This window comes from Streptomyces sp. I05A-00742 (assembly GCF_013055795.1).
Classification (GTDB): Bacteria; Actinomycetota; Actinomycetes; order Streptomycetales; family Streptomycetaceae; genus Streptomyces.
On the sequence record NZ_JABETO010000002.1, the window covers coordinates 51,143 to 74,127 of the forward strand.

The following is a 22,985-nucleotide window of genomic DNA, read 5'->3' on the forward strand; positions in this document are numbered from 1 at the left end:
TGCGCGCGCTGTCCTCAAACGCCGGACGGGCTGAAGTGTGCGCCCGGGCGCGACAACCAGCCCGTCCGGCGATTGAGGACAAGCGGCGAAGCCGCGGGCATTTCAGCCCGTCCGGCGTTTGAGGACGCGCGCCGCAGGCGCGCTCACCGGGGGCGCGGGGCCCTCCCCCGCAAGAAACGGTGAAAGGGCGGGACCGGGGCATAACACCCCCGTGACGGGGCAACCCGCCCCAACGGACCGAGGAGCCGCCGGTGCTGTNGAAACGGTGAAAGGGCGGGACCGGGGCATAACACCCCCGTGACGGGGCAACCCGCCCCAACGGACCGAGGAGCCGCCGGTGCTGTACGAGGTATGGGCCCCGCACGCCACACGGGTCACACTCCACGCGGAGAACCGCACGCACCCCATGGAGGCCGACCCCACCCGCCCCGGCTGGTGGCGATGCACGGCCCCGGGCCCCCACGGCACCCGCTACGGCTTCGCCCTGGACGACGGCCCGACGCTCCCCGACCCCCGCGCACGCCGCCTCCCGGACGGCCCCGACGGCCCGGCGGCCATCGTGGACGCGAACCGATTCACGTGGCGGCACCCCTGGCAGGGCCGCCCCCTCCCCGGCGCGGTCCTCTACGAACTGCACACCGGCACCTTCACCCACGAGGGCACCTTCGACGCGGCATCCCGCCGCCTGCCGCACCTGGCGGCGCTGGGGATCACGCACATCGAGCTGATGCCGGTGTGCCCGTTCCCGGGCACGCACGGCTGGGGCTACGACGGGGTCGCCCCGTGGGCCGTCCACGAGCCGTACGGCGGCCCGGACGGGCTGCGGCGCTTCGTGGACGCGGCGCACGGGCACGGACTCGGGGTGGTCCTGGACGTGGTGCACAACCACCTCGGACCGTCGGGCAACCATCTCCCCGCGTTCGGCCCGTACTTCACCGACCGCCACCACACGCCGTGGGGAACGGCGGTGAACCTCGACGGGCCGGGCTCCGCGGAGGTCCGGGCGTACTTCATCGGCAGCGCCCTGGCCTGGCTGGCGGACTACCGGCTCGACGGACTGCGGCTGGACGCCGTGCACGCGCTGGTGGACGACGGTCCGCGGCACTTCCTCGCCGAGCTGTCCGCCGCCGTGGACGACCTGGCCGGACGCCTGGGCAGGCCGCTGTTCCTCGTCGGGGAGTCCGACCGCAACGACCCCGCCACGGTCACCCCGCGGGAGGCCGGCGGCCTCGGCCTGCACGCCCAGTGGAACGACGACTTCCATCACGCCCTGCACACCGCCCTGACCGGCGAGTCGCAGGGCTACTACGCGGACTTCGCGGCCGACCCGGGGCACGCCCTCACCAAGACGCTGCGCGGCGGCTTCTTCCACGACGGCACCCGCTCCTCGTTCCGCGGCCGGCCGCACGGGCGGCCCCTGGACCCGGGCGCCACCCCCGCCCACCGGCTGCTCGGCTACGCGCAGACGCACGACCAGGTCGGCAACCGGGCGCTCGGGGACCGGCTCGCCGCCGGGCTCTCCCCCGGCCTGCTCGCCTGCGCCGCCGCGCTGGTGCTGTGCGCGCCGTTCACGCCGATGCTCTTCATGGGCGAGGAGTGGGGGGCCAGGACGCCGTGGCAGTACTTCACGGACCACCGGGACCCGGAGCTCGCCGAGGCCGTACGGCGCGGCAGGCGGCGGGAGTTCGCCGCGCACGGCTGGGCCGCGGAGGAGATCCCCGACCCCCAGGACCCGGCCACCCGGCTGCGCTCCTGCCTCGACTGGGACGAGCCGGGCCGCACCCCGCACGCCGAACTGCTCGGCTGGTACCGGCAGTTGATCGCCCTGCGGCACGCGGAACCGGCGCTCACCGACCCGGACTGGACCGGCACGGACCCGGCGGTGGACGCGGACCGCTGTGTCACCTTCCGGCGCGGCCCCCTGCTCGTCGTCGTCAACCTCGGCCGCGTCCCCGCCGAACGCCCGGTGCCCGCGGGCACGGAGGTCCTGGCCGCCTGGCGACCGGTGCCGGCCCCCGGCCGGAGCGGACGCCTCCGGCTGTCGCCGGAGTCGGCGGCCGTGCTGCGGACGGGCGGCTGACGCGTCACGGCGCCGCACTCCCCCGGGAGCCCGCCGGGTCCAGGACCGCGGCCGCCACGTGGTCACGGAACCAGCGGTGCCCCGGGTCGTGCGCGTTGCGCGGGTGCCAGGCCATGCCGAGGTCGAGGGGTTCCAGGTCGAGGGGGACGGGGAAAGTGCGCAGCCCCAGCGCGGAGACGGCGTCGGGGAGCCAGTCGGCCAGGGTGAGCGCGACGAGGTCGGTCTCCCGGGCGAGCATCATCGCGCCCGTGTGGCTGGGGACGACGACCGCCGTCCGACGCCGCAGCCCCAGTTCGGCGAGCGCGCTGTCGATGGGCCCGACGCGCTTGCCGAGCCGGGAGATGCCGATGTGGTCGGCCGCGGCGAACCGGCGGGGGGTGATCCGTCCGCGGAAGAGGGGATGACCGCTGCGGGCGATCCCGACCAGCGGAATCCGGGTGAGCGGCCGGGTCCGGATCTCCGGGTCCAGGTGCCCGAGGACGCCCAGTTCGACGTCCACCCGGCCCTGCCGGAGCGCCGGGCCGCCCTCCTCCGCCTCCGGCAGGAAGACCACGTCCACGTGCGGGGCCTCCGCGTGGATCCGTTCGGTCAGGGTCCCGGCCAGCCCCGCCAGGAGCAGGTCCGCGGCCTGCACGGTGAACGTGCGCCGGAGACGCGCCGGATCGAACCCGGCCCCGGGCCGCAGGACGTCGTCGCAGCCGCGCAGCAACGCGCCCACCTCCTCCCGGAGTTCCGCGGCGCGCGGCGTCGGGACCATCCCCTGGCCCGCGCGGACCAGCAGCGGGTCGCCGACGGCGCGGCGGAGCCGGGCCAGTGAGCGGCTGACCGCCGCGGGGGAGGTACCGAGCCGCTCCGCGGCACGGGTCACGCTGTTCTCCTGGAGCAGGGCGTCCAGGATCCGCAGCAGATTGAGATCCATGGACGCTCCTGACCTGCACCTTTACGTCTGACGCAATAACTCCGTGCTCATCTTTGCATTGTTCCGGAATCCACGCGTACGGAGAGTGGAGGTGTCCACGAAAACGCCTCACCCTTCACGGAGTTCTCTGTGCAGCAATCCCCCCGCGCCGGCCGGGACGGCGATGTCCTGGCCGTCGTCAGTCAGAGCGGGCCCACGATCTCGTTCTTCGACGCCGCCTCCGACCGGCTGCTCGACACCCTGGACGTCCTCGCCGAACCGCACGAGTTGTGCTTCGACCCCGTACAGCGGCTGCTGTGGTGCACATCCGCCTACCACTCGGGCTACTACCACGCGAACAGCGGCCGGCGCACCGAGCTGACCGTCATCGACCCCGGCACCCGCCGCGTCGTCGAGGTCGTCGACCTCGCCCCGGAACACGGCCCGCACGGGCTGGCGCTGGACACGGCGCGAGGCCGCCTCTACGTCAGCGTGGAGGGCTCGGCGGACCGGCCCGGCGGCGTCGTGGTGATCGACACGGCGACCCGGCGGCCCGTGGGCAGGATCGACACGGACGCGCCCGGCCCCCACTGGTTCGCCATCGACCCGGCCGGCACGACGGGGTACGCCACCAACAAGGAGGCGCCGTTCGTGTCGGTCGTCGACCTCGACAAGGGGGTCCTCACCGGGAAGGCCGAAGTACCGGGCAGCGAGGGACTCGCCGTCTCCGACGACGGCACGCACGCCTTCGTCGCCTCGCCCTACGCCGGTTCCTTCTCCGCCCCCGCCGGGAAGCGGCCGGCCACCGGAATCCGGGTCGTCGACGCCCGGACGGCGTCCGTCGTCGGCCTGCTGCCGACGGAGGGCCTCGTCATGCCGGTGCACCTCACGTCGACGGGAAAGCTGCTCGCGGGCGAACTGCGCGCCGGACCCGACCCGGACTCCGCGCTCGGCCGCCAGGCCCCGGGGCGCCTCACGGTGTTCTCCGCCGCCACCCGCGAACGGCTGGGCGAGGTCGAGGTGGGGCGCTTCCCGCTGACGATCACCTCGTCGCCCGACGGGCGGCTCGCCTACGTGTCCTGCGTCGTCTCGTCCACCGTCGACATCGTCGACCTGGAGACGCTGCGGACCGTGGCCCGGCTGGACGTCCCCAAGCGGGGCGAGCCCGGCGCCCACGGGCTGGCCTACATCCCGCGCCCGGCCTGACCGCGCGGGCCGTTCGGACCGCCAGGGCCGAACGGCCCTCCGGTACGGGCCCATTCGGCCGTCGCCGCCGCCCCACCGGGCACGGCATGCTGAAAAACGACCGATCGGGGGTTCGTCCCCGGCCACGGAAGGGGCCGCCCGGCCATCCCTCACCCGCCCGGCCGGGCGGCCCCGACCGGGGTCGCCCCGCTCGCTCACCGCCCGTCCGGCCGTCGGCGTCCCCCGTCGCCCGGCGGCCGGGCGCCGCAGCACGTCAGCCCGCTTCGGGCTCCAGCCGCAGGGCGATGCTGTTGATGCAGTACCGCTGGTCCGTCGGCGTCGGGTAGCCCTCGCCCGCGAAGACGTGCCCGAGATGCGACCCGCAGCGGGCGCAGCGCACCTCGGTGCGGACCATGCCGTGCGAGTCGTCCTCCAGGAGCTCGACGGCGTCGGAGTCCTTCGGGTCGTAGAAGCTCGGCCAGCCGCAGTGGCTCTCGAACTTCTCGGTGGACCGGAAGAGTTCGGCGCCGCAGGCGCGGCAGGAATAGACGCCCGCTGTTTTGGTGTCCGTGTACTCGCCGCGGAACGCCGGTTCCGTGCCGGCCCGGCGGAGCACCTGGTACTCCGCAGGCGACAGCTCCGCGCGCCACTGCTCGTCCGTCTTCTCGACCTCGTAGGCCATGGGCCGCACGTCCTCTCGCGGGTCAGCTCTCCAGGCGGGCCAGGATCCGGGGACCGAGGTCCGTGACGTCTCCCGCGCCCATGGTGAGAACGAGGTCGCCGGGGCGGACCATTCCCGCGAGGACGTCGGGGACGGCGGCCATGTCGTGCTCGGCGCGCACGTCGGCGCCCGCCTCCCGCGCCGCGTCGATGATCATCGCGCTGGTGACGCCGGGGATCGGGTCCTCGCGGGCCGGGTAGATGTCCAGCACCACCGAGGCGTCGGCCAGCGCGAGCGCCCGGCCCATCTCGGTGCCCAGCTCCTGGGTGCGGCTGAAGAGGTGGGGCTGGAAGACCACCAGGACCCGGGAGTCCGCCGCGGCGCCGCGCATGGCCTCCAGGTCGGCGGTCATCTCGGTGGGGTGGTGCGCGTACGAGTCGATGACCTGCGCGCCGGCGGCCTCGCCCTTGAGCTGGAGGCGGCGCCCCACCCCGGTGTACTTGCCGAGGGCGGCGGCCAGGTCGTCGGCCGGTACACCGAGCGCGACGCCCGCGGCGAGGGCGGCCACCGCGTTGTGGGCGTAGTGCCGGCCGGGGACGGAGACGCCGAAGGTGAGCTCACGGCCGTCGAGGGCCACGGTGACCTCGCTGGTCAGGCCGCGCGGGGTGACGTCGAGGACGCGGACGTCGGCGCCCTCGGACTCGCCGTAGGTGACGACCCGGACGTCACCGGTGCGCCCGGCGAGCCGGCGGGTCAGCTCTCGGGCGCCCTCCTGGTCGGCCGCGACGACGAGCGTGCCGCCCGGGCGGATCCGGCCCACGAAGATCTCGAACGACTCGTGGATCTCCTCCATCGAGGCATAGTTGGCGTGGTGGTCCAGCTCCGCGTTGAGGATGATCGCGACCTCGGGCGCGTACTTGTGGAAGCTGCGGTCGCTCTCGTCCGCCTCGGCCACGAAGATCTCGCCCGCGCCGTGCCGGGCGTTGGTCCCGGGGCCCTGGAGGTCACCGCCGATGGCGTACGACGGGTCGAGGCCGAGGGCGTCGAGCGCCACGGCCAGCATGGAGGTGGTGGTGGTCTTGCCGTGCGTCCCGGCGACGGCGATCGGGCGCAGCCCGTCCATCAGCCGGGCGAGGGCGTCCGAGCGGTGCACGACGGGGACGCCGCGCTCGGCGGCGGCCACCAGCTCGGGGTTGTCCTGCCGGATGGCGCTGGAGACGACCACGCAGGTGGCGTCCTCGGCGAGGTGCTCCGCGGCGTGCCCGACGTGGACGGTGGCCCCGAGGGCGCGCAGCGCCTCCGCGGTCGCGGACTCCTTCGCGTCGCTGCCCGCGACCCGGGCGCCGCGCTGGGCGAGGATCTTCGCGATGCCCGACATGCCGGCGCCGCCGATGCCGATGAAGTGCGGACGGTCCATCGTCGGGGGGACGGCCGGTGCCATGGTGACGGTGCTCCCTGGGGTCGGTGCTGGGGCTACAGGCTTGATTGTTGCACCCACCGCCGACAGTCCCGCCCGCCCCCGTCGTGCCGGGCGGACCGGCCCCCGCGGCCGGGCTCCCCGGGGCCCCGGCCCGGGCCCCGGCGACCGCCCCCGCGCCGGGGCTGTTCACCCCATCGAGCGTACGGACCGGGGGCGGGCGGCCGCCGCAGGGCCAGTGGTCCGGCCGTCCCGGCCGCGGGGCCGATCCGCCGCCCCGGACGCCGGCGTCACTCCTCACTCCTCGGCCGCGACCCGCTCCTCGTCCGCGTGGGCGTACAGCTTGAGCACGGGCACGCCGACCTTGTGGCGGGCGCGCGAGGCCCAGTCGCGGTGGAAGAACTCCTCGACGAGATGGGGCGCGGTCAGCACGATCACCTCGTCGGCATGGGTCTGTTCGACGACGGACCGCAGCAGGTCGAGCGGGTGGTCGTCGATGATCTGGCCCACCGCCTCGCAGCCCGCCGCCCGCAGGCTGCGCAGCGAGTGCTCCAGGGCCAGCGCGGCCGGCCGGAGCGCGGCCTCGCCCTCGGGCTCGTCCGCCTCGTGGACGGCCTGTTCCAGCTCCCCGAGGGCCACGTCGTCGATGGCGCGCAACAACCGGTCCTCGGCGCCTCTGGGCTGCATCAGGACCACGAAGGACATGTCGTCGTCGTGCAGGCCGGTGACGAACTCGACGTCCGTCGCGGACAGCGGCTGCTCGATCATCAATACGCTCGTGAACACGGTCGGCGCCCTTCTCCTCCGTGGGCCCCGGGCCCACACAGAAACCATCCTGCGCGTGCTCCCTCGGAGCCCGCTGTTTCGAACCCGTGCCCCCGGGGGAGCGTCCGACACAATTCTGCCCGTCGGACGGTAAGCGGAACAGGGAATTCCGCCGATTGTCAGATTCCTTCGCCCACCCGGTACCGGGTGAAGAGGAACCCGCCCTCCTCCAGCACCGAGGCCAGGGCGAACCGCCGCGGAACCTCCAGCGGCGGACCGCCCGCGATCCGGGGGGCCACTCCGGCGGCGACCATCGGGGCGAGCGAGAGGCACAGCTCGTCCAGCACCCCGGCCGCCGCGAACTGCCCCAGCAGCCGCGGGCCGCCCTCGGTCAGCAGCCGCGGCATCCCGCGCGCGGCCAGCAGCTCCGGTATGCGCGCCACGTCCACCGTCCTCCCCTCGCCGGCCACGACCACCTCCACGCCCGCCGCGGCCGCCGCGTCCCGCCGCTCGGCGGGGGCGGCCTCACCGGTCAGCACCAGCGTCGGCACCAGCGGCTCGGTGAACAGCGGCAGCGAGAAGTCCAGGTCGAGCCCGGCGCTCACCACCGCGATCACCGGCGCCGGTGACTGGCCGAGCGCGGCACGGCGGGCGGCGAACGCCTCGCGGGCGCGCGCGGGGCGGTAGCCCTCCTGCCGTACGGTCTCGGCGCCGACCACGACGGCGTCGGCGAGCGCGCGCAGCGTACCGAAGATCCGCATGTCGGCGGAGGAGGAGAGGGGCTGCGACCGGCCCTCGTGGTGGGCGGCGCCGTCGAGCGAGGAGACCATGTTGGCCCGCAGCCAGGGCCGGCCGTCGGCGGGGGGCCCGGGGTACGCGTAGAGGTCGGCCAGCTCGTCGAGCCCCCATTCGCGGTCTTCCAGGTCGTTGGGCACGGTGGGCGGGGGGAACAGGCGTCGCATGGGCCGCAGTCTGACACGCCTCGCCGTCCCCGGTGTGACATGCCTCGCTCCACCCCCGGCCGTCCCGCTCCCGTCAGCGGCTACGCTGGAGAGTTGTGCCGTCCTCCACCGCAGCATCCCCAGACGCCCGCGCGACGGGCGAACAGCCCGTCGCGCTCACCTCGCGCGCCCCGCACGTCCCGGCCGAGCGCCTGGTCGCCGAGATGGTGCCGCCGCCGCGCTTCGACGCGGTGCGGTTCGACACGTACATACCGGACCCGAACCAGCCCAGCCAGACCGAGGCCGTCCGGGTGCTCTCCGGCTTCGCGGCCGGGCTCGGCGGCGCCCCCGCCGACGGCGGCCGCAGGCGCTGGTTCCGGCGCGAGGCGAAGCCCGCCGCGAGCGGCCCGCGCGGCGTCTACCTCGACGGCGGCTACGGCGTCGGCAAGACCCACCTGCTGGCCTCGCTCTGGCACGCGGCACCGGCCGCCCCGGAGCAGAAGGCGTTCGGCACCTTCGTCGAGCTGACCAACCTCGTCGGCGCGCTCGGCTTCCAGCAGACCGTGCGGACGCTCGGCGAGCACAGGCTGCTCTGCATCGACGAGTTCGAGCTCGACGACCCGGGCGACACCGTCCTCGTCTCCACCCTGCTCGGCAAGCTGGTCGAGGCGGGCGTCGCGCTCGCCGCCACCTCCAACACGCTCCCCGGCAAGCTCGGCGAGGGCCGGTTCGCCGCCGCCGACTTCCTCCGCGAGATCCAGGGCCTCTCCGCCCACTTCCGCGCCCTCCGCATCGACGGCGAGGACTACCGCCACCGCGGCCTCCCCGAGGCCCCCGCCCCCCACGACGACGAAACCGTCAAGCGGGTCGCCCACTCCGTCGCCGGAGCCTCCCTCGACGACTTCCCCGCCCTCCTCACCCACCTCTCCCGCGTCCACCCCAGCCGCTACGGCGCCCTCTGCGACGGCGTCCAAGCCGTCTGCCTCACCGGCGTCGAGCCCATCCCCGACCAGTCCACCGCCCTCCGCCTCGTCGTCCTCGCCGACCGCCTCTACGACCGCGAGGTCCCGGTCCTGGCCTCCGGCCGCCCCTTCGACCAGCTGTTCAGCGAGGAGATGCTCGCGGGCGGCTACCGGAAGAAGTACTTCCGCGCCATCTCCCGCCTGACGGCCCTGGCGCGGGACGCGAAGCCTTTGGCGGAGGGCTGACTTCAGCCCGTTGGGGGTGCCCCCTCTGGGGGAGTTTGAGGACGCGCGCCGCAGGCGCGCTCAGGGGGTGCGGGGGCGCAGCCCCTGCAAGAAACGGTGAAATGGGGGTGCCCCCTCTGGGGGAGGGGCCGGGGCATCTCCCACCACGCCGCGCCACAGTGCCGCGGTGCCGGGCGAATACCCGGCCCGGCTCGGCCGTGGCAATACACCGCACCCGCAGCGCCGGGCGCCCTACCGCCGGGAGCTCAAGGCACAGGCCACCGCCGTGGCCCCCGCCGCGAACACAGCCGCCACGGCAAGCGGCAGCAGCAGCCAGGTAACCGTCCCACTGCGGGAGCCGGTGACCAGCTCGGTCACAGCCGCATGAGCGGGCGACCCCCCGGGAAGCAGCACCAGAAAGACGGCCAGCACAGTGGCCGGCACCGACCGGACGGTGCTGCGCAGCAACGGCCGGTTGCAGAGCGCACCGACGGCCGTACCGAGCAGCGCACAGCTCACGGCGGCCAGAAACCCGGCCCCTGCGGCGGACGCGAGCGGCACGGCCGTCCGCCGGTCGCTGCTGTGCGGATCGGAGATCAGCGCCACGACCGCGGTACCGGCCGCCGCGAGGACGAGCGACGCCGACAGCGCGGTCAGCACGCCCGCGAGATGGACGCGCCAGGGCCCGGCCGCGGCGGCGGCGCAGTCCCGGGCGGCGTCCGGCTCGTTGGTGACGCACACCCGCACCAGCCAGGCGGCCACCGGCAGCAGCACACCCGCGGCGAGGCCGAAGGAGCCGAGGACGGGCTCCCCGGCGCGCACCCCGATCGTCAGGAGGACGGCGTACAGCAGCAGCGGCGGGAGCCAGCGGTGCGAGCGCAGCAGCAGAACGGTCTGATAGCGCAGGAGCGCGGTCATCGGGGCGGGTCCTCCGGAGCGGGCACGGGGGTCACCGAGCGGACATGCCACGGCGGCACGGCGGTGAGCAGGGCGCGGAGCAGGGCGTCGGAGTCCCGCGCGGCCACGGTGAACCGGACGGCGCCGCCGAGCGCCTCGCGGACCGGTTCGCCGGGCAGGAGCTCCGGCAGCGGGGAGGCACCCTCCGCCTCCACGCGAACACGCGGTCCGGGCGACAGGGGCACGGCCTCCGCGCCGAGGGACACCGGGACGAGCCGTCCCGCCGCGACGCGATGGACCGCGTGGCAGGCGCCGGCCAGCCGCCGGGGATCGTGGTCGACGAAGACGACGGTGGCGCCGTCGGCGACGCGGTCGAGGACGGCCCGGTCGAGGACCGCGCGGGAGTCGCGGTCGAGGCCGGTCCACGCCTCGTCGAGGACGAGCAGGTCCGGGCGGCCGAGCAGCCCCTGGGCCACGGCGACCTTCTGGCTCGTGCCCTTGGAGAGTTCCGGCATCGGGGTGTGGGCGTGCCCGTCGGCGCCGAAGCGTTCGAGCCAGTCGCGGGCGGCGCGGTCGGCCGCGCGCCGGCCGAGCCCGTGGACGCGGCCGAGCCGGGTGAGGTAGCCGAGGGCGGTGAGCGGCAGCGCCGCGGGGAACCGCTCGGGCACGTACGCGGTGCGGGGCCGGCCGGTGATCCGTCCGGTGCTGGGGGCGTCGATGCCGGCCAGCAGCCGCAGCAGGGTGGACTTCCCGCTGCCGTTGCCGCCCTCGACCCTCAGCAGCGTGCCCCGCCGCACCCGCAGATCGACGTTCCTCAGCACCCACCGGCCGCGCACACCGTACCGGCGGCCCACGTCCCGGAGTTCCACAGAATCCCCCTTCCCCGTCCCCGCGATCACCATAGCGGCCTCGGGCCTCCCGGTGACGGCTGGCAGACTGGGCGCGTGACCAGCTCCGAAACCGGTATCCCCGCCGATTCCTCCGACCCGCGCGACAACGCGCGGCAGTTCGTCCTGCCCCTGGTGGTGCGGATCGAGAAGACCGACCCGCCGGCCCGTACGGACGCCCTGGAGACGGCGGCGCGCGCGGTGCTCGTCCTGCTGTCCGACGAGCGCTCGCTCACCGGGCCCGACGGCGACGGGGAGTGGGCCCGGGCCGTGCAGGGCTGGCAGGACGCCCGGATCCGCAAGGTCGTCCGCCGGGCCCGCGGCGCCGAGTGGCGCAAGGCCACCGGCCTGCCGGGGATCACGGTCACGGGCGGCTCGGCCGAGGTACGCGTCTTCCCGCCGGTGCCGCTCGACGGCTGGCCCAAGGAGCTGGCGAAGCTCCAGGTCTCCGGCACCGACCTCGACGACCCCGCCGCCCCCGCGCCGGCCGCCCCGGACCGCCCGGTGCTGTGGCTCAACCCGGCCCTGGACATGTCCGCCGGCAAGGCCATGGCCCAGGCCGGTCACGGCGCCCACCTGACGTGGTGGGAACTGGACGACACCGCCCGCAAGGCCTGGCGCGAGGACGGCTTCGCCCTGTCCGTGCGCACCGCGGACCCCGCCCGCTGGGCCGAGCTGACGACGAGCGGACTGCCGGTCGTCCGCGATGCCGGATTCACGGAGATCGCCCCCGGCTCGTGCACGGTCGTCGCCGACCACCCCGCGCTGCGCGACCGCCGGCCGTAGGCGGGCCGCGGCCCGCTGCGTCACGCAGCGGGTGAGCAGACCGCTCACAGCGATGAGGACGGCCAGGGCGATCACCGAAGAGTCCCATGACGCCACCTCGAAGGGGGCAAGGCTCTCTCTCCTCCTGCTCTCCTCCTGTCCGCTCCTGTCCACGCCATGGCGGGAGGCCGACGGGTGCGCGCCGAGCTGTGGTGACCGGGTCGCACGGGGCGCCCGCGCCCCGCGCACCCGGCCGGCAGCAGGCTGACGAACCCCGCACCGCGCGACCGTTCCCGACCGCGTTCCCCCGAGGACCGGCCGCTTCCCCCGCCGGACCCTTACACTCGTCTGTCGGACCCGACGAACCACGTCGGACAGCCGAACCATGCCGGACGGACGAACCCCGTCCGCCGGACGTGTCACGCCGGACACCGGAGGAACCGAGGACATGGGAGCGGGCACACCTGCCACCGCGGTGCGCCGCGGGCGCCGCAGCGCGAGCGGCGCGCTGGAGTGCGAGGTCCTCGCGGCGCTGCAACGGGCCGACGGCCCGTTGACCCCGCGCGAGGTGCAGGACGAGCTGCCGGGCGCGTTCACCTACTGCACGGTGGTGACGATCCTGCGGCGGCTGCACGGCAAGCGCGTCCTGACCCGGACCCGCCAGGGATTGTCGTACGCCTACGCGGCCGTCCGCTGACCCGCTCCGCCCGCCCGCGGTTCAGCCGCGCCGCGCCTTCTCCATCGCGTCCTTGAGCATGCGCGCGAAGTCCACGGTCTCCTTGGCCGGTGGCGCGGTCACCCGGTGGCGGGTGCTGTAGTCCGTGAAGTCCGATGACGTCGTGACGGTGCCCTTCGGGGTCTTCATCTCGACCTTCATCCGGACCGGAAGGTCGCCGTCACCCACCCAGACGTCCGTCCCGCACCCTTCCAGCCCCTGCTGCTTCATCTTCTTGTAGGCCTTCTCCCGGTCCTTCTGGTCGAGGAGCCGGACCGCCTTCCTGCTTTCGAGCATCTGCTTCGGCGTCAGCGTGCCCCGGTAGTGCTGGGTCCGCACGCCGTTGACCTTCTCCTCGCCGACATGCTGGAGGTCGGACGAGGAGAGCAGCAGGGCCATCTGCTGGTCGGGGCTCTGGTTCCAGTCGTCCAGACCGGCGGCCATCTGCTTCCTGACCTCCGGGCCGCGCTCCTTGCCGAGCTCGCTCGCCAGGCCTCCGAGGTCCAGCTTCATCCACTTCCTGCCGCGCATCTCCGGCGGTGCGTCCGTCATCTCGTCCGGCCGCATCTCCCCGTAGAAGGCGGTACCGATGACGATCATGCGTCTGCGCTCCGGGACGCGCATCGTGACGTCCATCGACGAGGACGACCCGTCCCAGGTCATGATCCCGTCCCCCGTCGTGTCCCCGCCGTCCTTGGGGTCGACGGACTTGGGCACCGACATGGTCATGTGGACCTTCGCGGCCTTCGCGGCGGACGTCTTCTCGTACGCCGCCCGCACGGCCCGCACCGGCGAGTCCCCGCCCGACTTCCGGTCTCCGGTCTCCTGGCCGCAGGCGACTGCTCCCCCGAGCAGAGCGACAACGGAAACGGACAACGACACCCTTGTGCGGCGATTTACTGACATAAAACCGGACAACTGCTTCCCCACCCCTGAAATTCTTCCCGCCCCCGGAAAACGACTCATTCGTTTTCGACCCTCGCACGATAGTGCGGGGGTCTGACAACGGTGCCTGATTTTCCCGGAATCCGGCCTCCGTCGCCGTCCCGGTCCCTACCGCTTCCGCATCCTCCGCACCGCCACCACCGCCGCGACGACCGCCCCCGCCGCCACGACGTGGGCCCACCGCGGCGGCCCGGACGTCCCGGTGTGCCGGACCGCGGCCACGTACCGCGCGTCCACGGTGGCGGCCTCGGCCACCGGCACGGAGCGCGGGATCCGCCCGGCCGAGCGCACGGAACCGTCGGGGTTGAGAAGCACCCGCCTGCCGTTCGGGTGCCGGAAGTCGAAGAGGTTGAGCAGGGAGCCGGCGCGGGCGTCGAAGGAGGTGCCGCCGATGCGGCCGGTGTGCCAGTTGTCCTCGATGAACCGGAGGACGGAGGTCTGTTCGGTGGGCGTGTGGTCGACCGCGTTCACCTTGCTGTAGGGGGAGATCACCAGCAGCGGCAGCCGGGGACCGGGGCCGCAGCGGCCCTGGTGGCGGCCGGCCGGCGCGGGGCCCGACCGGCAGGCCGGGGCGTCGAGGGGGAGGCCGCCGCGGCCCTTGTCCCGGAGGCCCGAGCCGTTCAGCGGCCGGGCCCAGGCGTGGTCGTACCAGCCGTCGGAGTCGTCGTAGGCGAGGACGACGGCCGTGTGCTTCCACTGCGGCGCGCTCTGGATCCGGTTGATCCAGGTGACCAGGAACCGCTGTTCGTCGAGCGGCCCGGAGTAGCCGGCGTGCCCGTCCTGGTGGGCGGGGGCCTTGAGGAAACTGACCGCCGGGAGGCGGCCGGTGCGCAGGACGGCGTCGAAGTCGGCCAGGTCGTACTGGTGGTTGGCCTGCCCCGCGTGCCCGATCTCGGCGAGGGAGGCGGGTGGCAGGTGGTGCGGGTTGGCCGTGGAGCGGTAGTACTGGAAAGGCTCGTGGTGCGGGATGTAGTCGATCACCTCCGCGCCGCCGGAGTTGGTGTGCGTGGTGCCGGAGCAGCGCGCGTGGTGGCCCGGCCGTCCGTTCCAGGGGGTGCTCGGCCGGAAGCCGCCCTGGAACCAGCCCCAGCTGACCTTCCGGGCGTTCAGCAGGTCACCGATGTTCCGGCCCCGGAGGGCGGCGAGTGAACTCCGGCTCGTCCGGTCCGCGCCCGAGCAGTCGTCGTGGGCGGGGTGCGGATCGGTGAGGAGCGTGCCCACGCCATGGGCGTCGGGGGCCGTCACCACGCGCGGGTCGGGCGTACGGGTCTGCCGGGGCCGCTCGCTGCCGGAGGCGGGGTCGGTGGAGACCACCCCGTGGGTCTGCCCGGAGACGAGGTTGACCGCGCCGGGGGTGGAGGGGCCGTACGTCGTGCCGAAGGACCGGTCGTTCAGGGCGTAGTGCTGGGCGTAGTTCCACAGCGCGGTGACCGTGTTGCCGTCGTAGTGGTCCATGACGAGCCCGGGTTCGCCGTAGAGGCGCCCCGAGCACCGCCCGGAGTCGGTGTGCTCGACGTACCGGTCGGCCCTGCCCCCGTCGGCGGCGTACTGCTCGGGCCCGTAGGAGTGGTTCTGGTCGCAGGTCAGGGCCTGCGCGGGGCCGAGGCGGCGGGGCGGGTACCGGTTGGGGTTGCGCGTCAGCAGCCCCGCCGTGCGGAGGTTGTCGATGTCCCGGGGGGTGCCGCGGGCCGGGACGAAGCGCGTCCCGTCGGTGTTCGCGGCCCGCGGGTAGGTGGCGAAGTAGTGGTCGAAGGAGACGTTCTCGCCGAAGACGACCACCAGGTGTTCGACGGGGGTCGCCGTGGCGGGGGTGCCCGGGCCGGCCCCGGGGGCCTTCGCCGGGGCGGTGGCGCCCAGGGCGGCCACGGCGGCGAGGGCCGCCACCGTCGTCCGGGCGCGTCTGCCGCTGCGGGTCATGCCGGGGTCCGCCTTTCGCTCGTCATCGCGCGCCCGAACCAGTCGGCGCGGTCGCGCACTCCGGGGAGCACGAAGAACCAGCCGCCGCCGAACGGCGTCACGTAGTCGGTGAGCGGTTCGCCCGCCAGCCGCCGCTGCACGGCGGTGAACTGCCGTACGGGGTCCCGCTGGTAGCAGCAGAAGAGCATGCCCACATCGAGGTCGCCGTCGGTCCGCGTCCCCNGCCGCCGCCGAACGGCGTCACGTAGTCGGTGAGCGGTTCGCCCGCCAGCCGCCGCTGCACGGCGGTGAACTGCCGTACGGGGTCCCGCTGGTAGCAGCAGAAGAGCATGCCCACATCGAGGTCGCCGTCGGTCCGCGTCCCCCGGTCGTAGCTGTACGAGCGGCGCAGCAGGCGCTGTCCGCGGGTGCCCGGGGTGCGCGGGTCGGCCGCGCGGATGTGGCTGTCCAGGGGGATCACCTCGCCCTCGGGGTCGTGCGCGTACCGCGGGACGTCGTCCTCCCGCTCGCCGTCGAGCGGTGCGCCGGTGTCGCGGGCGCGGCCGAGGAGCCGTTCCTGCTCGGTCAGCGTGACGCGGTCCCAGAACTCGACGTGCATCCGGATCAGGCGGACGACCTGGTACGTCCCCCCGGCCGCCCATCCGGGCTCGTCCGGTCCCGGTCCCGTCCCCGGTCCCGTCCACACCAGACGGTCCATCAGCCGGGCGTCGGCCGGGTCGGGGTTGGCGGTGCCGTCCTTGAAGCCGAAGAGGTTGCGGGGGGTGCCGGAGGGGCGGGGCGGGCCGGTGAAACCGTTGAGGCGCCAGCGGATCTGCATCGCTCCCCGGGTGTGCCGCGCGAGGTCGCGCAGGGCGTGCAGGACCGTGTCCGGGCTGTCGGCGCAGAACTGGACGGCGAGGTCGCCGTGGCACCAGGCCGGGTCGAGGTCGTCGTCGGGGAACACCGGCATGGGCCGCAGCCTGCGCGGCGCACGGCCGGCCAGTCCGTACCGGCCGTCGAAGAGCGAGGCCCCGACGGAGACGGTGACGCGGACGGCGTCCTCCGCCGGTACGCGGGGCCCCAGGAGGCCGGAGTCCGCGGGCGGCGCGGTGATGCCCGTGGGCGGCGGGGTGCCGCCGGTGGTGAGGAGGCGGGCCCGTTCGGTGACCGTCCGCAGCAGATCGGTGAGTTCGGCCGGGTTCTCGGCGGTGACGTCGAAGGCCGTGAAGGCGGTGCAGCGGGCGGGCGGCGTCAGGACGGCCCGCTGCCGCGCGTCGTGGAAGGGCACTCGGGTGCCGTGCCGCGCGGCGGCCGGTCCCGCCACGGCGCACGCCGCGCCGACGACGGCACCGCCCNCGTCGAAGGCCGTGAAGGCGGTGCAGCGGGCGGGCGGCGTCAGGACGGCCCGCTGCCGCGCGTCGTGGAAGGGCACTCGGGTGCCGTGCCGCGCGGCGGCCGGTCCCGCCACGGCGCACGCCGCGCCGACGACGGCACCGCCCAGGAAGCGACGGCGGCGGACGGCGGTCACGGCAGTCTCCCGGAGATCACACTGGTCACGGTGATCACGGCACCCTCCTCACGTCGCACACCGCCGCCACCGACGCCAGCCGCTCGGCCAGGTCGCCGAACCGGGCGTCGACCGCCTCCCGGTCGGCGCGGCCGAGCCGGGCGAGCGGGGTCCAGCCGGCGCCCCGGTGATGGCGGTCCAGGGTGTGCCGGGCGCGGTCGAGGCGGCGGTCGAGGGCCGTGGTGTCGATGTGGCGGGCGCGGAGCAGGGGGCGCAGCGGGGCGAGGGCCCGGCGGGCGCCGTCGAGCCGGGCGCGGGCGGCGGCGAGGGAGGTGCCGCTGCCGTGGTCGGTACGGTCGGTGAGGTCGCGCAGGAGGGCGTCCTCGACGACCTCGTGGGCCCGCCGACCGAGCTCGGCGGGGTCCATACGGGCGCCCCGCACGCCCCAGTCGTCGCGCAGGGCGCGGACGTCGGCGGCGAGGCGGTGGGCGGCAGCACGCAGGGCGGGTCCGCGTTCGCCGTGCCACAGGCCGTGCTCCACGCGGTGGAAGCCGGTGAAGCGCGGGTCGCGGAGGCCGGCTGGCAGGCCGGCCGCGGTCCGGTCGACGGCCTCGCCCAGGTCGCCGAAGGCGCCGTAGGCGGCGCCCAGGCGCAGATAGCGGAGGTGGGCGACGAGCCAGGCGGCCCTGGCGCGCTCCCACCGGCCGGCGTCGACCTCGTCCCGCAGCCGGCGGACCGCCCCGTCCACGCCGCGGAGTTCGCGTCCGGCCCACCGCTGGTAGGCGAGGGCGGCCGGGATCAGCTCGCCGCGGGTGACGGGGACGACGGCGGGCCCGGACACGCCGCGCCCGGTGACCCGGACGACGGGCCCGGTACCGGGGTCGCCGTCGTCGGGCAGGCAGACGAAGGTGTACGTGCCGGCGCCGATCCTCGCCGTCAACTGCCGGGCGGTACCGGGGGCGACACCCTCCACCTCACCGAGGACCGCCCCGGTCCTGGCCTCCTGGAGCCGGGCCTCCACGGGCCCGGCGGCGGTGTTGCGCACCGCGAACGTCCGGACCCCGGCCCGCCCCGACGCCCACCCCCGCCCGCAGCCGCCCGGCGAGACGTCGACGGTGACGGCGGCGGGCTCCCCGGCGGCGTCCGGACCGGCCACCGGCTGCCGGGACGCCGCACCGCACGCGCAGAGGACGAGCGAGAGAGCACCGGCACCGAGGACCGCCCGACGGGACGTCACGCGAATCCCGCACCCCGCACGCCCGGGGACCGCGAAGGGCCGGTCCAGGGGCACTCCCCCGCACCGGCCCACCACACCCACCGCGCCTCCCGGATCCACGGGCCCGTCCGGGCGCCACCGTCTCGCGAGCCGCCATCGTAGGCAGCGCTCCACGCCACGAGCGGCGCCACCCGGCCGCGCGGAGAGCGCGCCGCCCGGACTTCACCCGTCCGTCCGCACCCGCACCGACAGCGAACCGGCGGCGGAGCCGGAGGGGCTGGCGGCCCGGGGTCACCGCGTGGGCATGGCCCACCCGGCGGGTACAGCGCGCCGCCATGGACTCAACCGCGGCCCCGCATCCCGCCGACCGCGGGCCCAGCAGCGCAGCCGGAGGCGGCGGTCGCCGCCGACCGTCCGGCCACGGGGCACGCGTCCAGATGAAGCGCGCCGCCGAAGACCCCTGGCCCAGCGTCCGAGTCCTCGCCGATGACCGCTCGGCAACGCAGCCGGAGACGACGGCCACGCGCCACCACCCGGACACACCCCACCCGGCGGACGCAGCACGCCACCCAGGACTCACCCCCGGCGTCACACCCCCACCGACCGCAGCTCAGCAGCGCAGTCAGAGGTGACGGTCACAGACCACCCCGTGAACTCGGTCCCGACCCCGACGTCCCATCCCGCCGACCCCAACTCAGCAGCGGAGTCGAAGGCGGCGGTCGCCGCCGACCGTCCTGCCACGGGGCACGCGTCCACAGTGAAGCGCGCCACCGAAGGCCCCCGGCCCCAGCGTCCACGTCCCCGCCGATGACCGCTCAGCAACGCAGCCAGAGGCGGCGGTCACGCGCCACCGTATGGACACGGTCCACACGGTCGGGGTGAAGCGCTCCCCCAAGCGCCCCCAGCCCCGGAACCTGATGCTCCATCAGAACCCGGACATCCTCCGGGGCATCCGTGACATCCACGTCCGCGGCACCGACCAGGACCACCACAGGACCCACCGGAACCGGGAAGCCGCAGCCGCGGGTGAGGGCGAGGGAGGCGCGGGCCGCGCTCTGGCGGGCGTGGCGGACGGTGGGGCGGGGGTGTCGCTCACCGGCGACGCGGATCAGGGCGCCGTCCACGCGGGCCGGGGCCCGGCGGGTCGGTTCGACGAGGACGGAGAAGACGCCGCCGGGCCCGATGAGCAGGTGCGGGACGACGGCGTCGCCGGGCAGCAGGACGGAGTGCACGACCTCCCAGCCGCCGGGGGCCAGGGCGTCCAGGGCGGCGCCGACGAGCTGTTCGGCGGCCAGGGCCCTGCGCCAGCGGTCCTCCACGGGACGGCGGCCCAGCAGCCGGGCCAGCAGGAGGGTGCCGCGGCCGGAGGGGGACGCGTCGAGCCGGGCGCGGAGGGTCTCACCGGGGCGGTTGGGGGCGAGGTCGTCGTCGGGCGGCAGGAACAGCCGGTCCGGGTCGTACCTCTTCCCGACGGCTCCGCTCTTGGCTCCCGTTCCCGGTCCCGATCCCGGCCGCTCGCGCACGCCATCACCCCCACCCGCCATCTTGCCGCAGCGGGACGGGCTCCGGCCCGGGTCCAGCCGATCGTCACCCGCTGTTCCGAAGGACTCGGCGCTCCGGAACAGCGGGTGACGGATTCCGGGAACGGAGGTGCGCACGGGGCGGCCCGTCGAGTAGAACACCCGTATGTGGGTCGTCCTGCTGATCGTCACCTGTGCCGTCGCCGTCGCCGCCTGTGCCCGGCTGTGCTCCGCCGCGGTGGCCGCCGCCCGTCCCCGGCTGAGCCCGGCCGCCGCCGGGATAGATGTGCTGACGCTGTACGAGACGGCGTTCCTGAGCGGCGGCCCGCACCGGGTAACGGACCTCACACTGGTCTCGATGGCCCGCCAGCGGCGGCTGCTGCTGGCCCGTACGGGGTGGGCGACGGTCGTCGACCCGGTCGGCCGGGACGAGGTCGAACGCTCGGTGATCACGGCGATAGGCCCCGGGGGCCAGTCCCCCGTCCCGCAGATCCGTGTCGCCCACGGCGCTGCCGACGCGGTGCGCACCCTCGCCGACCGGCTCACGACGGCCGGCCTGGCGGTGCCCGCGCAGGTCCGCCGGGAGGTGTCCGCGGCGGTCCGGCAGGTCCGGGCGGCCTGCGCGCTGTCGGTGCTGACCGCGGCGGCCACCCTGCTGACCCTGCCGGACGGCGCGGCGTTCGGGCAGGCCGTCGGCTGGCTCGTCCTGCCGCTGGTGCTGACGGGCGGATGCCTGGCGATCGCCCACTACGAGGTGAACCCGGAGACGCACTGGGCCTCCCCCGCCGGCCGGGCCCTGCTGGACCACGCGCCAGTCGTCCACCCGGCCGGCGCCCGGGACGAGCAGGGCCTGCTGACCACGCTCGCCGTCCGGGGCCGCCGCGCCCTGCGCGACCCAGAACTGCGCGCCGCCCTCGCCGAGACGCTGGCAGCCCACCGCTACTGAGGCCGCCGCCGGGCGCCGAAGGGCTGTTCCACCGCCACCTCTTCGGGCACAACGCGGCCGACATCGGGGCCGGGTCCTTTACTTCGCCGGGCCGTCAATCAAATATCCCTTTTGTCACAAATAGACACGAAGGGACGCCAGTGCGCGCAGTCGCCCTCTACGGAACCGTCGGATCCCTCCTCCTCACCGGCCTCACCGGTCTCACCGCCACCGCCTCCGCCCCGGCCGCCGCCCATGGCACCGGGGCGCTCGTCCCCGGAACCCCGGGAATCCCCGGAAACCCCGACAGCCCCGCCGAGGCCCGCGGCGTGGTCCTGGCCGCCGAACGGGCCGCGGCCAAGGGCATCGCGTTCGGCGCCTGCCCGGCCGCCGAGGGCCTGCCCGCGCCGGTGGAGTGCGGCACGTTCTCCGTCCCGGTGGACTACGCCCGCCCCAACGGCAAACACATCAGCCTCACCGTCAGCCGGGGCCACGCCCTCGGCAGCCGCTCCGTGCGGCAGGGTGCCCTGGTCTTCAACCCGGGCGGTCCCGGCGGCTCCGGCATGATCTTCCCCCTGCTGGCCGGGCTGTCGCAGTGGCGCAAGCTCGCCGAGGCGTACGACTTCATCGGCTACGCGCCACGCGGCGTCGGCCGTTCCGCGCCGCTGTCCTGCGCGGACCCGGCCGGCTACGGCCGGGGCCCGAGCGAGGCGCCCGAACACCCCACCGCCGCCTACAAGAAGCGGCAGATCGCCAGGGCGAAGGCGTACGCGCAGGGCTGCCTCCGCAGGTCGGGCCCCGACCTGAAGCACTTCACCAGCCGCAACAACGCCCGCGACCTCGACGTGCTGCGCGCCGCCCTCGGCGAGCAGCGGCTCAACTTCGTCGGGGCGTCGTACGGCACGTACTTCGGCGCCGTCTACGCGACGCTCTTCCCCGGGCACGTCCGGCGGATGGTCTTCGACAGCGTCGTCAACCCGTCCCCGCAGAAGATCTGGTACCGGAACAACCTCGACCAGTCCGCCGCGTTCGAACGCCGCTGGTACGACTGGCGCCGCTGGGCGGCCCGGCACCACGCGGTGTACCACCTGGGCCGCACCGAGCGCGAGGTGCTGGCCTCGTACCACAAGGCCGTCGAGCGGCTGGGCCGCCGGGCGGCCGGCGGCAAGGTCGGGCCCGGTCAGCTCCAGGGCGTGTTCGTCAAGGCCGGTTACACCGACAGCGCCTGGGCGTCCGGGGCGCGGGCGCTCAGCGCCTACCTGCGCGGCGACGAACGGCCGCTGGTCGCGCTCGCCTCGCCCAGTGCGGCCGGGGCGCCGGCCGCCGAGAACGGCAACGCCGTCTACACGGCCGTCGAGTGCAACGACGCGCCCTGGCCGCGCTCCTGGTCGCGGTGGGAGCGGGACAACGACCACCTCGCCCGGCGGGCGCCCTTCGAGACGTGGAGCAACGCCTTCATGAACCTGCCGTGCGCCTACTGGAAGGTGCCCCGGCAGCGCCCGCTCGACGTCGGCACGGCCCGCAAGGCCCTCCCGCCGGTCCTGCTGCTGGCCGCCGAACGGGACGCGGCCACCCCGTACTCGGGGGCCCTGGAACTGCTGCGCCGGCTGCGGGGCTCGGCGGCGCTGGTCACCGAGCGGGGCGCGGGCACGCACGGGATCGGGGGCGGGCCGAACGCCTGCGTCAACGGCTACTTCGAGAAGTACCTGCTCACAGGGGTGCTTCCGAGCCGGCGCACCACGTGCGCGGGGCGCCCGGAGCCGCGGGCGAGCTGAGCGCGCACCCGCGGGAAGCACGCGGACGGGCCGGGAGACCGGCCCGTCCGGCGTTTCCGGGACCGGGCCGGATCGGGCCGGCTCAGGCCAGCCCGGCCACCAGGTCGGCGACGGCCTTGCGGCGGCCCGTGTAGAACGGGACCTCCTCGCGGACGTGCATCCGCGCCTCGGACGCCCGCAGGTGGCGCATGAGGTCGACGATCCGGTACAGCTCGTCCGCCTCGAAGGCGAGGATCCACTCGTAGTCGCCCAGCGAGAAGGAGGCGACCGTGTTGGCCCGGACGTCCGGGTAGCCGCGGGCCATCTTGCCGTGGTCGGCGAGCATGCGGCGGCGGTCCTCGTCCGGCAGCAGGTACCAGTCGTACGAGCGCACGAAGGGGTAGACGCTGACGTAGTCGCGCGGCGTCTCGTCCGCGAGGAACGCCGGGATGTGCGACTTGTTGAACTCGGCGGGGCGGTGCAGCGCCATGTTCGACCACACCGGCTCCAGCGCCCGCCCGAGGCGGGTGCGGCGGAAGCGGTTGTACGCGTCCTGGAGCGCGTCCGAGGTCTCCGAGTGCCACCAGATCATCACGTCGGCGTCGGCCCGGAGCCCGGAGAGGTCGTACGTGCCGCGGACGGTGACGTCGTCCTTGGCGAGCGTCGCGAACAGCTCCTCGACCTCCTCGGCGTAGCCGGCCCGGTCCTCGGGGAGCACGTCGCGCAGCTTGAACACCGACCAGAGGGTGTAGCGGATGACCTCGTTGAGGTCCTTGGCCTTCTTGCCGGCGTTCGGGGTCTTCTGGGCGTCAGTCGTCATGCCC

At 74.8% G+C, this 22,985-nt stretch carries 21 protein-coding genes; 7 read left to right on the forward strand and 14 right to left on the reverse strand.

Features of this window, described 5'->3' with window-relative positions; genetic code table 11:
• The first annotated feature begins 337 nt into the window (after positions 1–337).
• Positions 338–2,080, forward strand: a complete 1,743-nt coding sequence (treZ, locus tag HN013_RS02270; protein ID WP_171162356.1) for a malto-oligosyltrehalose trehalohydrolase — start codon at positions 338–340, stop codon at positions 2,078–2,080.
• A 4-nt stretch (positions 2,081–2,084) separates the two neighbouring features.
• Here treZ and HN013_RS02275 read toward each other — a convergent pair whose 3' ends face one another.
• Positions 2,085–2,999, reverse strand: coding sequence for a LysR family transcriptional regulator (locus tag HN013_RS02275; RefSeq protein ID WP_171162358.1), 915 nt, complete (start codon positions 2,997–2,999; stop codon positions 2,085–2,087).
• A gap of 129 nt (positions 3,000–3,128) precedes the next feature.
• Here HN013_RS02275 and HN013_RS02280 point away from each other — a divergent pair, with 129 nt between their 5' ends.
• Positions 3,129–4,184 carry a YncE family protein gene (locus HN013_RS02280; protein WP_171162360.1) on the forward strand — a complete coding sequence of 352 codons (1,056 nt, stop codon included), beginning with the start codon at positions 3,129–3,131 and terminating at the stop codon, positions 4,182–4,184.
• A gap of 253 nt (positions 4,185–4,437) precedes the next feature.
• Here HN013_RS02280 and msrB read toward each other — a convergent pair whose 3' ends face one another.
• The 4 genes from msrB to HN013_RS02300 form a co-directional block, all read right to left on the reverse strand.
• Positions 4,438–4,845 carry a peptide-methionine (R)-S-oxide reductase MsrB gene (gene msrB / locus HN013_RS02285; protein ID WP_171162361.1) on the reverse strand — a complete coding sequence of 136 codons (408 nt, stop codon included), beginning with the start codon at positions 4,843–4,845 and terminating at the stop codon, positions 4,438–4,440.
• Between the two features lie 22 nt (positions 4,846–4,867).
• Positions 4,868–6,265 carry a UDP-N-acetylmuramate--L-alanine ligase gene (gene murC, locus HN013_RS02290; protein WP_171162363.1) on the reverse strand — a complete coding sequence of 466 codons (1,398 nt, stop codon included), beginning with the start codon at positions 6,263–6,265 and terminating at the stop codon, positions 4,868–4,870.
• A 273-nt stretch (positions 6,266–6,538) separates the two neighbouring features.
• Entirely contained in the window at positions 6,539–7,027 is a 489-nt protein-coding gene (locus HN013_RS02295) for an indole-3-glycerol phosphate synthase (RefSeq protein ID WP_171162365.1), read from the reverse strand.
• Between the two features lie 158 nt (positions 7,028–7,185).
• Positions 7,186–7,968 (reverse strand): pyrimidine reductase family protein, encoded by a 783-nt coding sequence (locus tag HN013_RS02300; protein ID WP_171162367.1) that lies wholly within the window; start codon positions 7,966–7,968, stop codon positions 7,186–7,188.
• A gap of 95 nt (positions 7,969–8,063) precedes the next feature.
• Here HN013_RS02300 and zapE point away from each other — a divergent pair, with 95 nt between their 5' ends.
• Positions 8,064–9,155 (forward strand): cell division protein ZapE, encoded by a 1,092-nt coding sequence (gene zapE / locus HN013_RS02305; protein WP_171162369.1) that lies wholly within the window; start codon positions 8,064–8,066, stop codon positions 9,153–9,155.
• Between the two features lie 231 nt (positions 9,156–9,386).
• On the opposite strand, the gene HN013_RS02310 is transcribed toward zapE, so the two are convergent.
• Entirely contained in the window at positions 9,387–10,052 is a 666-nt protein-coding gene (locus HN013_RS02310; protein ID WP_171162371.1) for an ABC transporter, read from the reverse strand.
• Positions 10,049–10,900 (reverse strand): ABC transporter ATP-binding protein, encoded by an 852-nt coding sequence (locus HN013_RS02315; protein ID WP_312018473.1) that lies wholly within the window; start codon positions 10,898–10,900, stop codon positions 10,049–10,051. The genes HN013_RS02310 and HN013_RS02315 overlap by 4 nt, the downstream gene beginning before the upstream one ends.
• Before the next feature lie 75 nt (positions 10,901–10,975).
• On the opposite strand from HN013_RS02315, the gene HN013_RS02320 reads away from it, so the two are divergent.
• Together HN013_RS02320 and HN013_RS02325 are read left to right on the forward strand one after the other, a co-directional pair.
• A complete protein-coding gene (locus HN013_RS02320) occupies positions 10,976–11,704 on the forward strand; it encodes a peptidyl-tRNA hydrolase (protein ID WP_171162376.1) in 729 nt (242 codons plus the stop codon).
• 427 nt (positions 11,705–12,131) lie between these two features.
• Positions 12,132–12,380: a BlaI/MecI/CopY family transcriptional regulator gene (locus HN013_RS02325; RefSeq protein WP_171162378.1), complete on the forward strand. Its 249-nt coding sequence runs from the start codon at positions 12,132–12,134 to the stop codon at positions 12,378–12,380.
• Between the two features lie 21 nt (positions 12,381–12,401).
• On the opposite strand, the gene HN013_RS02330 is transcribed toward HN013_RS02325, so the two are convergent.
• The 6 genes from HN013_RS02330 to HN013_RS02350 form a co-directional block, all read right to left on the reverse strand.
• Positions 12,402–13,274, reverse strand: a complete 873-nt coding sequence (locus HN013_RS02330; protein WP_171162380.1) for a hypothetical protein — start codon at positions 13,272–13,274, stop codon at positions 12,402–12,404.
• Positions 13,275–13,451: 177 nt separating this feature from the next.
• Entirely contained in the window at positions 13,452–15,260 is a 1,809-nt protein-coding gene (locus HN013_RS02335; RefSeq protein ID WP_171162382.1) for a phospholipase C, read from the reverse strand.
• Positions 15,257–15,448, reverse strand: coding sequence for a hypothetical protein (locus HN013_RS34075; protein WP_398978052.1), 192 nt, complete (start codon positions 15,446–15,448; stop codon positions 15,257–15,259). The genes HN013_RS02335 and HN013_RS34075 overlap by 4 nt, the downstream gene beginning before the upstream one ends.
• Positions 15,358–16,563: a Dyp-type peroxidase gene (locus HN013_RS02340; protein ID WP_398978213.1), complete on the reverse strand. Its 1,206-nt coding sequence runs from the start codon at positions 16,561–16,563 to the stop codon at positions 15,358–15,360. The genes HN013_RS34075 and HN013_RS02340 overlap by 91 nt, the downstream gene beginning before the upstream one ends.
• Positions 16,564–16,801: 238 nt before the next feature.
• Positions 16,802–17,983 carry an EfeM/EfeO family lipoprotein gene (locus HN013_RS02345; protein ID WP_171162384.1) on the reverse strand — a complete coding sequence of 394 codons (1,182 nt, stop codon included), beginning with the start codon at positions 17,981–17,983 and terminating at the stop codon, positions 16,802–16,804.
• Positions 17,984–18,777: 794 nt separating this feature from the next.
• Positions 18,778–19,485 carry a nuclease-related domain-containing protein gene (locus tag HN013_RS02350; RefSeq protein ID WP_171162386.1) on the reverse strand — a complete coding sequence of 236 codons (708 nt, stop codon included), beginning with the start codon at positions 19,483–19,485 and terminating at the stop codon, positions 18,778–18,780.
• A gap of 163 nt (positions 19,486–19,648) precedes the next feature.
• Here HN013_RS02350 and HN013_RS02355 point away from each other — a divergent pair, with 163 nt between their 5' ends.
• Entirely contained in the window at positions 19,649–20,428 is a 780-nt protein-coding gene (locus HN013_RS02355) for a TIGR04222 domain-containing membrane protein (RefSeq protein ID WP_171162388.1), read from the forward strand.
• A 140-nt stretch (positions 20,429–20,568) separates the two neighbouring features.
• Positions 20,569–22,182: an alpha/beta hydrolase gene (locus HN013_RS02360; RefSeq protein ID WP_171162390.1), complete on the forward strand. Its 1,614-nt coding sequence runs from the start codon at positions 20,569–20,571 to the stop codon at positions 22,180–22,182.
• A gap of 82 nt (positions 22,183–22,264) precedes the next feature.
• Here the strand turns inward: HN013_RS02360 and hemQ are convergent, their stop codons facing one another.
• A complete protein-coding gene (gene hemQ, locus HN013_RS02365; protein ID WP_171162392.1) occupies positions 22,265–22,981 on the reverse strand; it encodes a hydrogen peroxide-dependent heme synthase in 717 nt (238 codons plus the stop codon).
• Positions 22,982–22,985: the final 4 nt, after the last annotated feature.

Coding starts and splice junctions, on each gene's coding strand:
- HN013_RS02275 (WP_171162358.1), bottom strand. CDS start 2,999: ATGGATCTCAATCTGCTGCGGATCCTGGACGCCCTGCTCCAGGAGAAC.
- msrB (WP_171162361.1), bottom strand. CDS start 4,845: ATGGCCTACGAGGTCGAGAAGACGGACGAGCAGTGGCGCGCGGAGCTG.
- murC (WP_171162363.1), bottom strand. CDS start 6,265: ATGGCACCGGCCGTCCCCCCGACGATGGACCGTCCGCACTTCATCGGC.
- HN013_RS02300 (WP_171162367.1), bottom strand. CDS start 7,968: ATGCGACGCCTGTTCCCCCCGCCCACCGTGCCCAACGACCTGGAAGAC.
- HN013_RS02310 (WP_171162371.1), bottom strand. CDS start 10,052: ATGACCGCGCTCCTGCGCTATCAGACCGTTCTGCTGCTGCGCTCGCAC.
- HN013_RS02325 (WP_171162378.1), top strand. CDS start 12,132: ATGGGAGCGGGCACACCTGCCACCGCGGTGCGCCGCGGGCGCCGCAGC.
- HN013_RS02335 (WP_171162382.1), bottom strand. CDS start 15,260: ATGACCCGCAGCGGCAGACGCGCCCGGACGACGGTGGCGGCCCTCGCC.
- HN013_RS34075 (WP_398978052.1), bottom strand. CDS start 15,448: ATGCTCTTCTGCTGCTACCAGCGGGACCCCGTACGGCAGTTCACCGCC.
- HN013_RS02355 (WP_171162388.1), top strand. CDS start 19,649: ATGTGGGTCGTCCTGCTGATCGTCACCTGTGCCGTCGCCGTCGCCGCC.
- hemQ (WP_171162392.1), bottom strand. CDS start 22,981: ATGACGACTGACGCCCAGAAGACCCCGAACGCCGGCAAGAAGGCCAAG.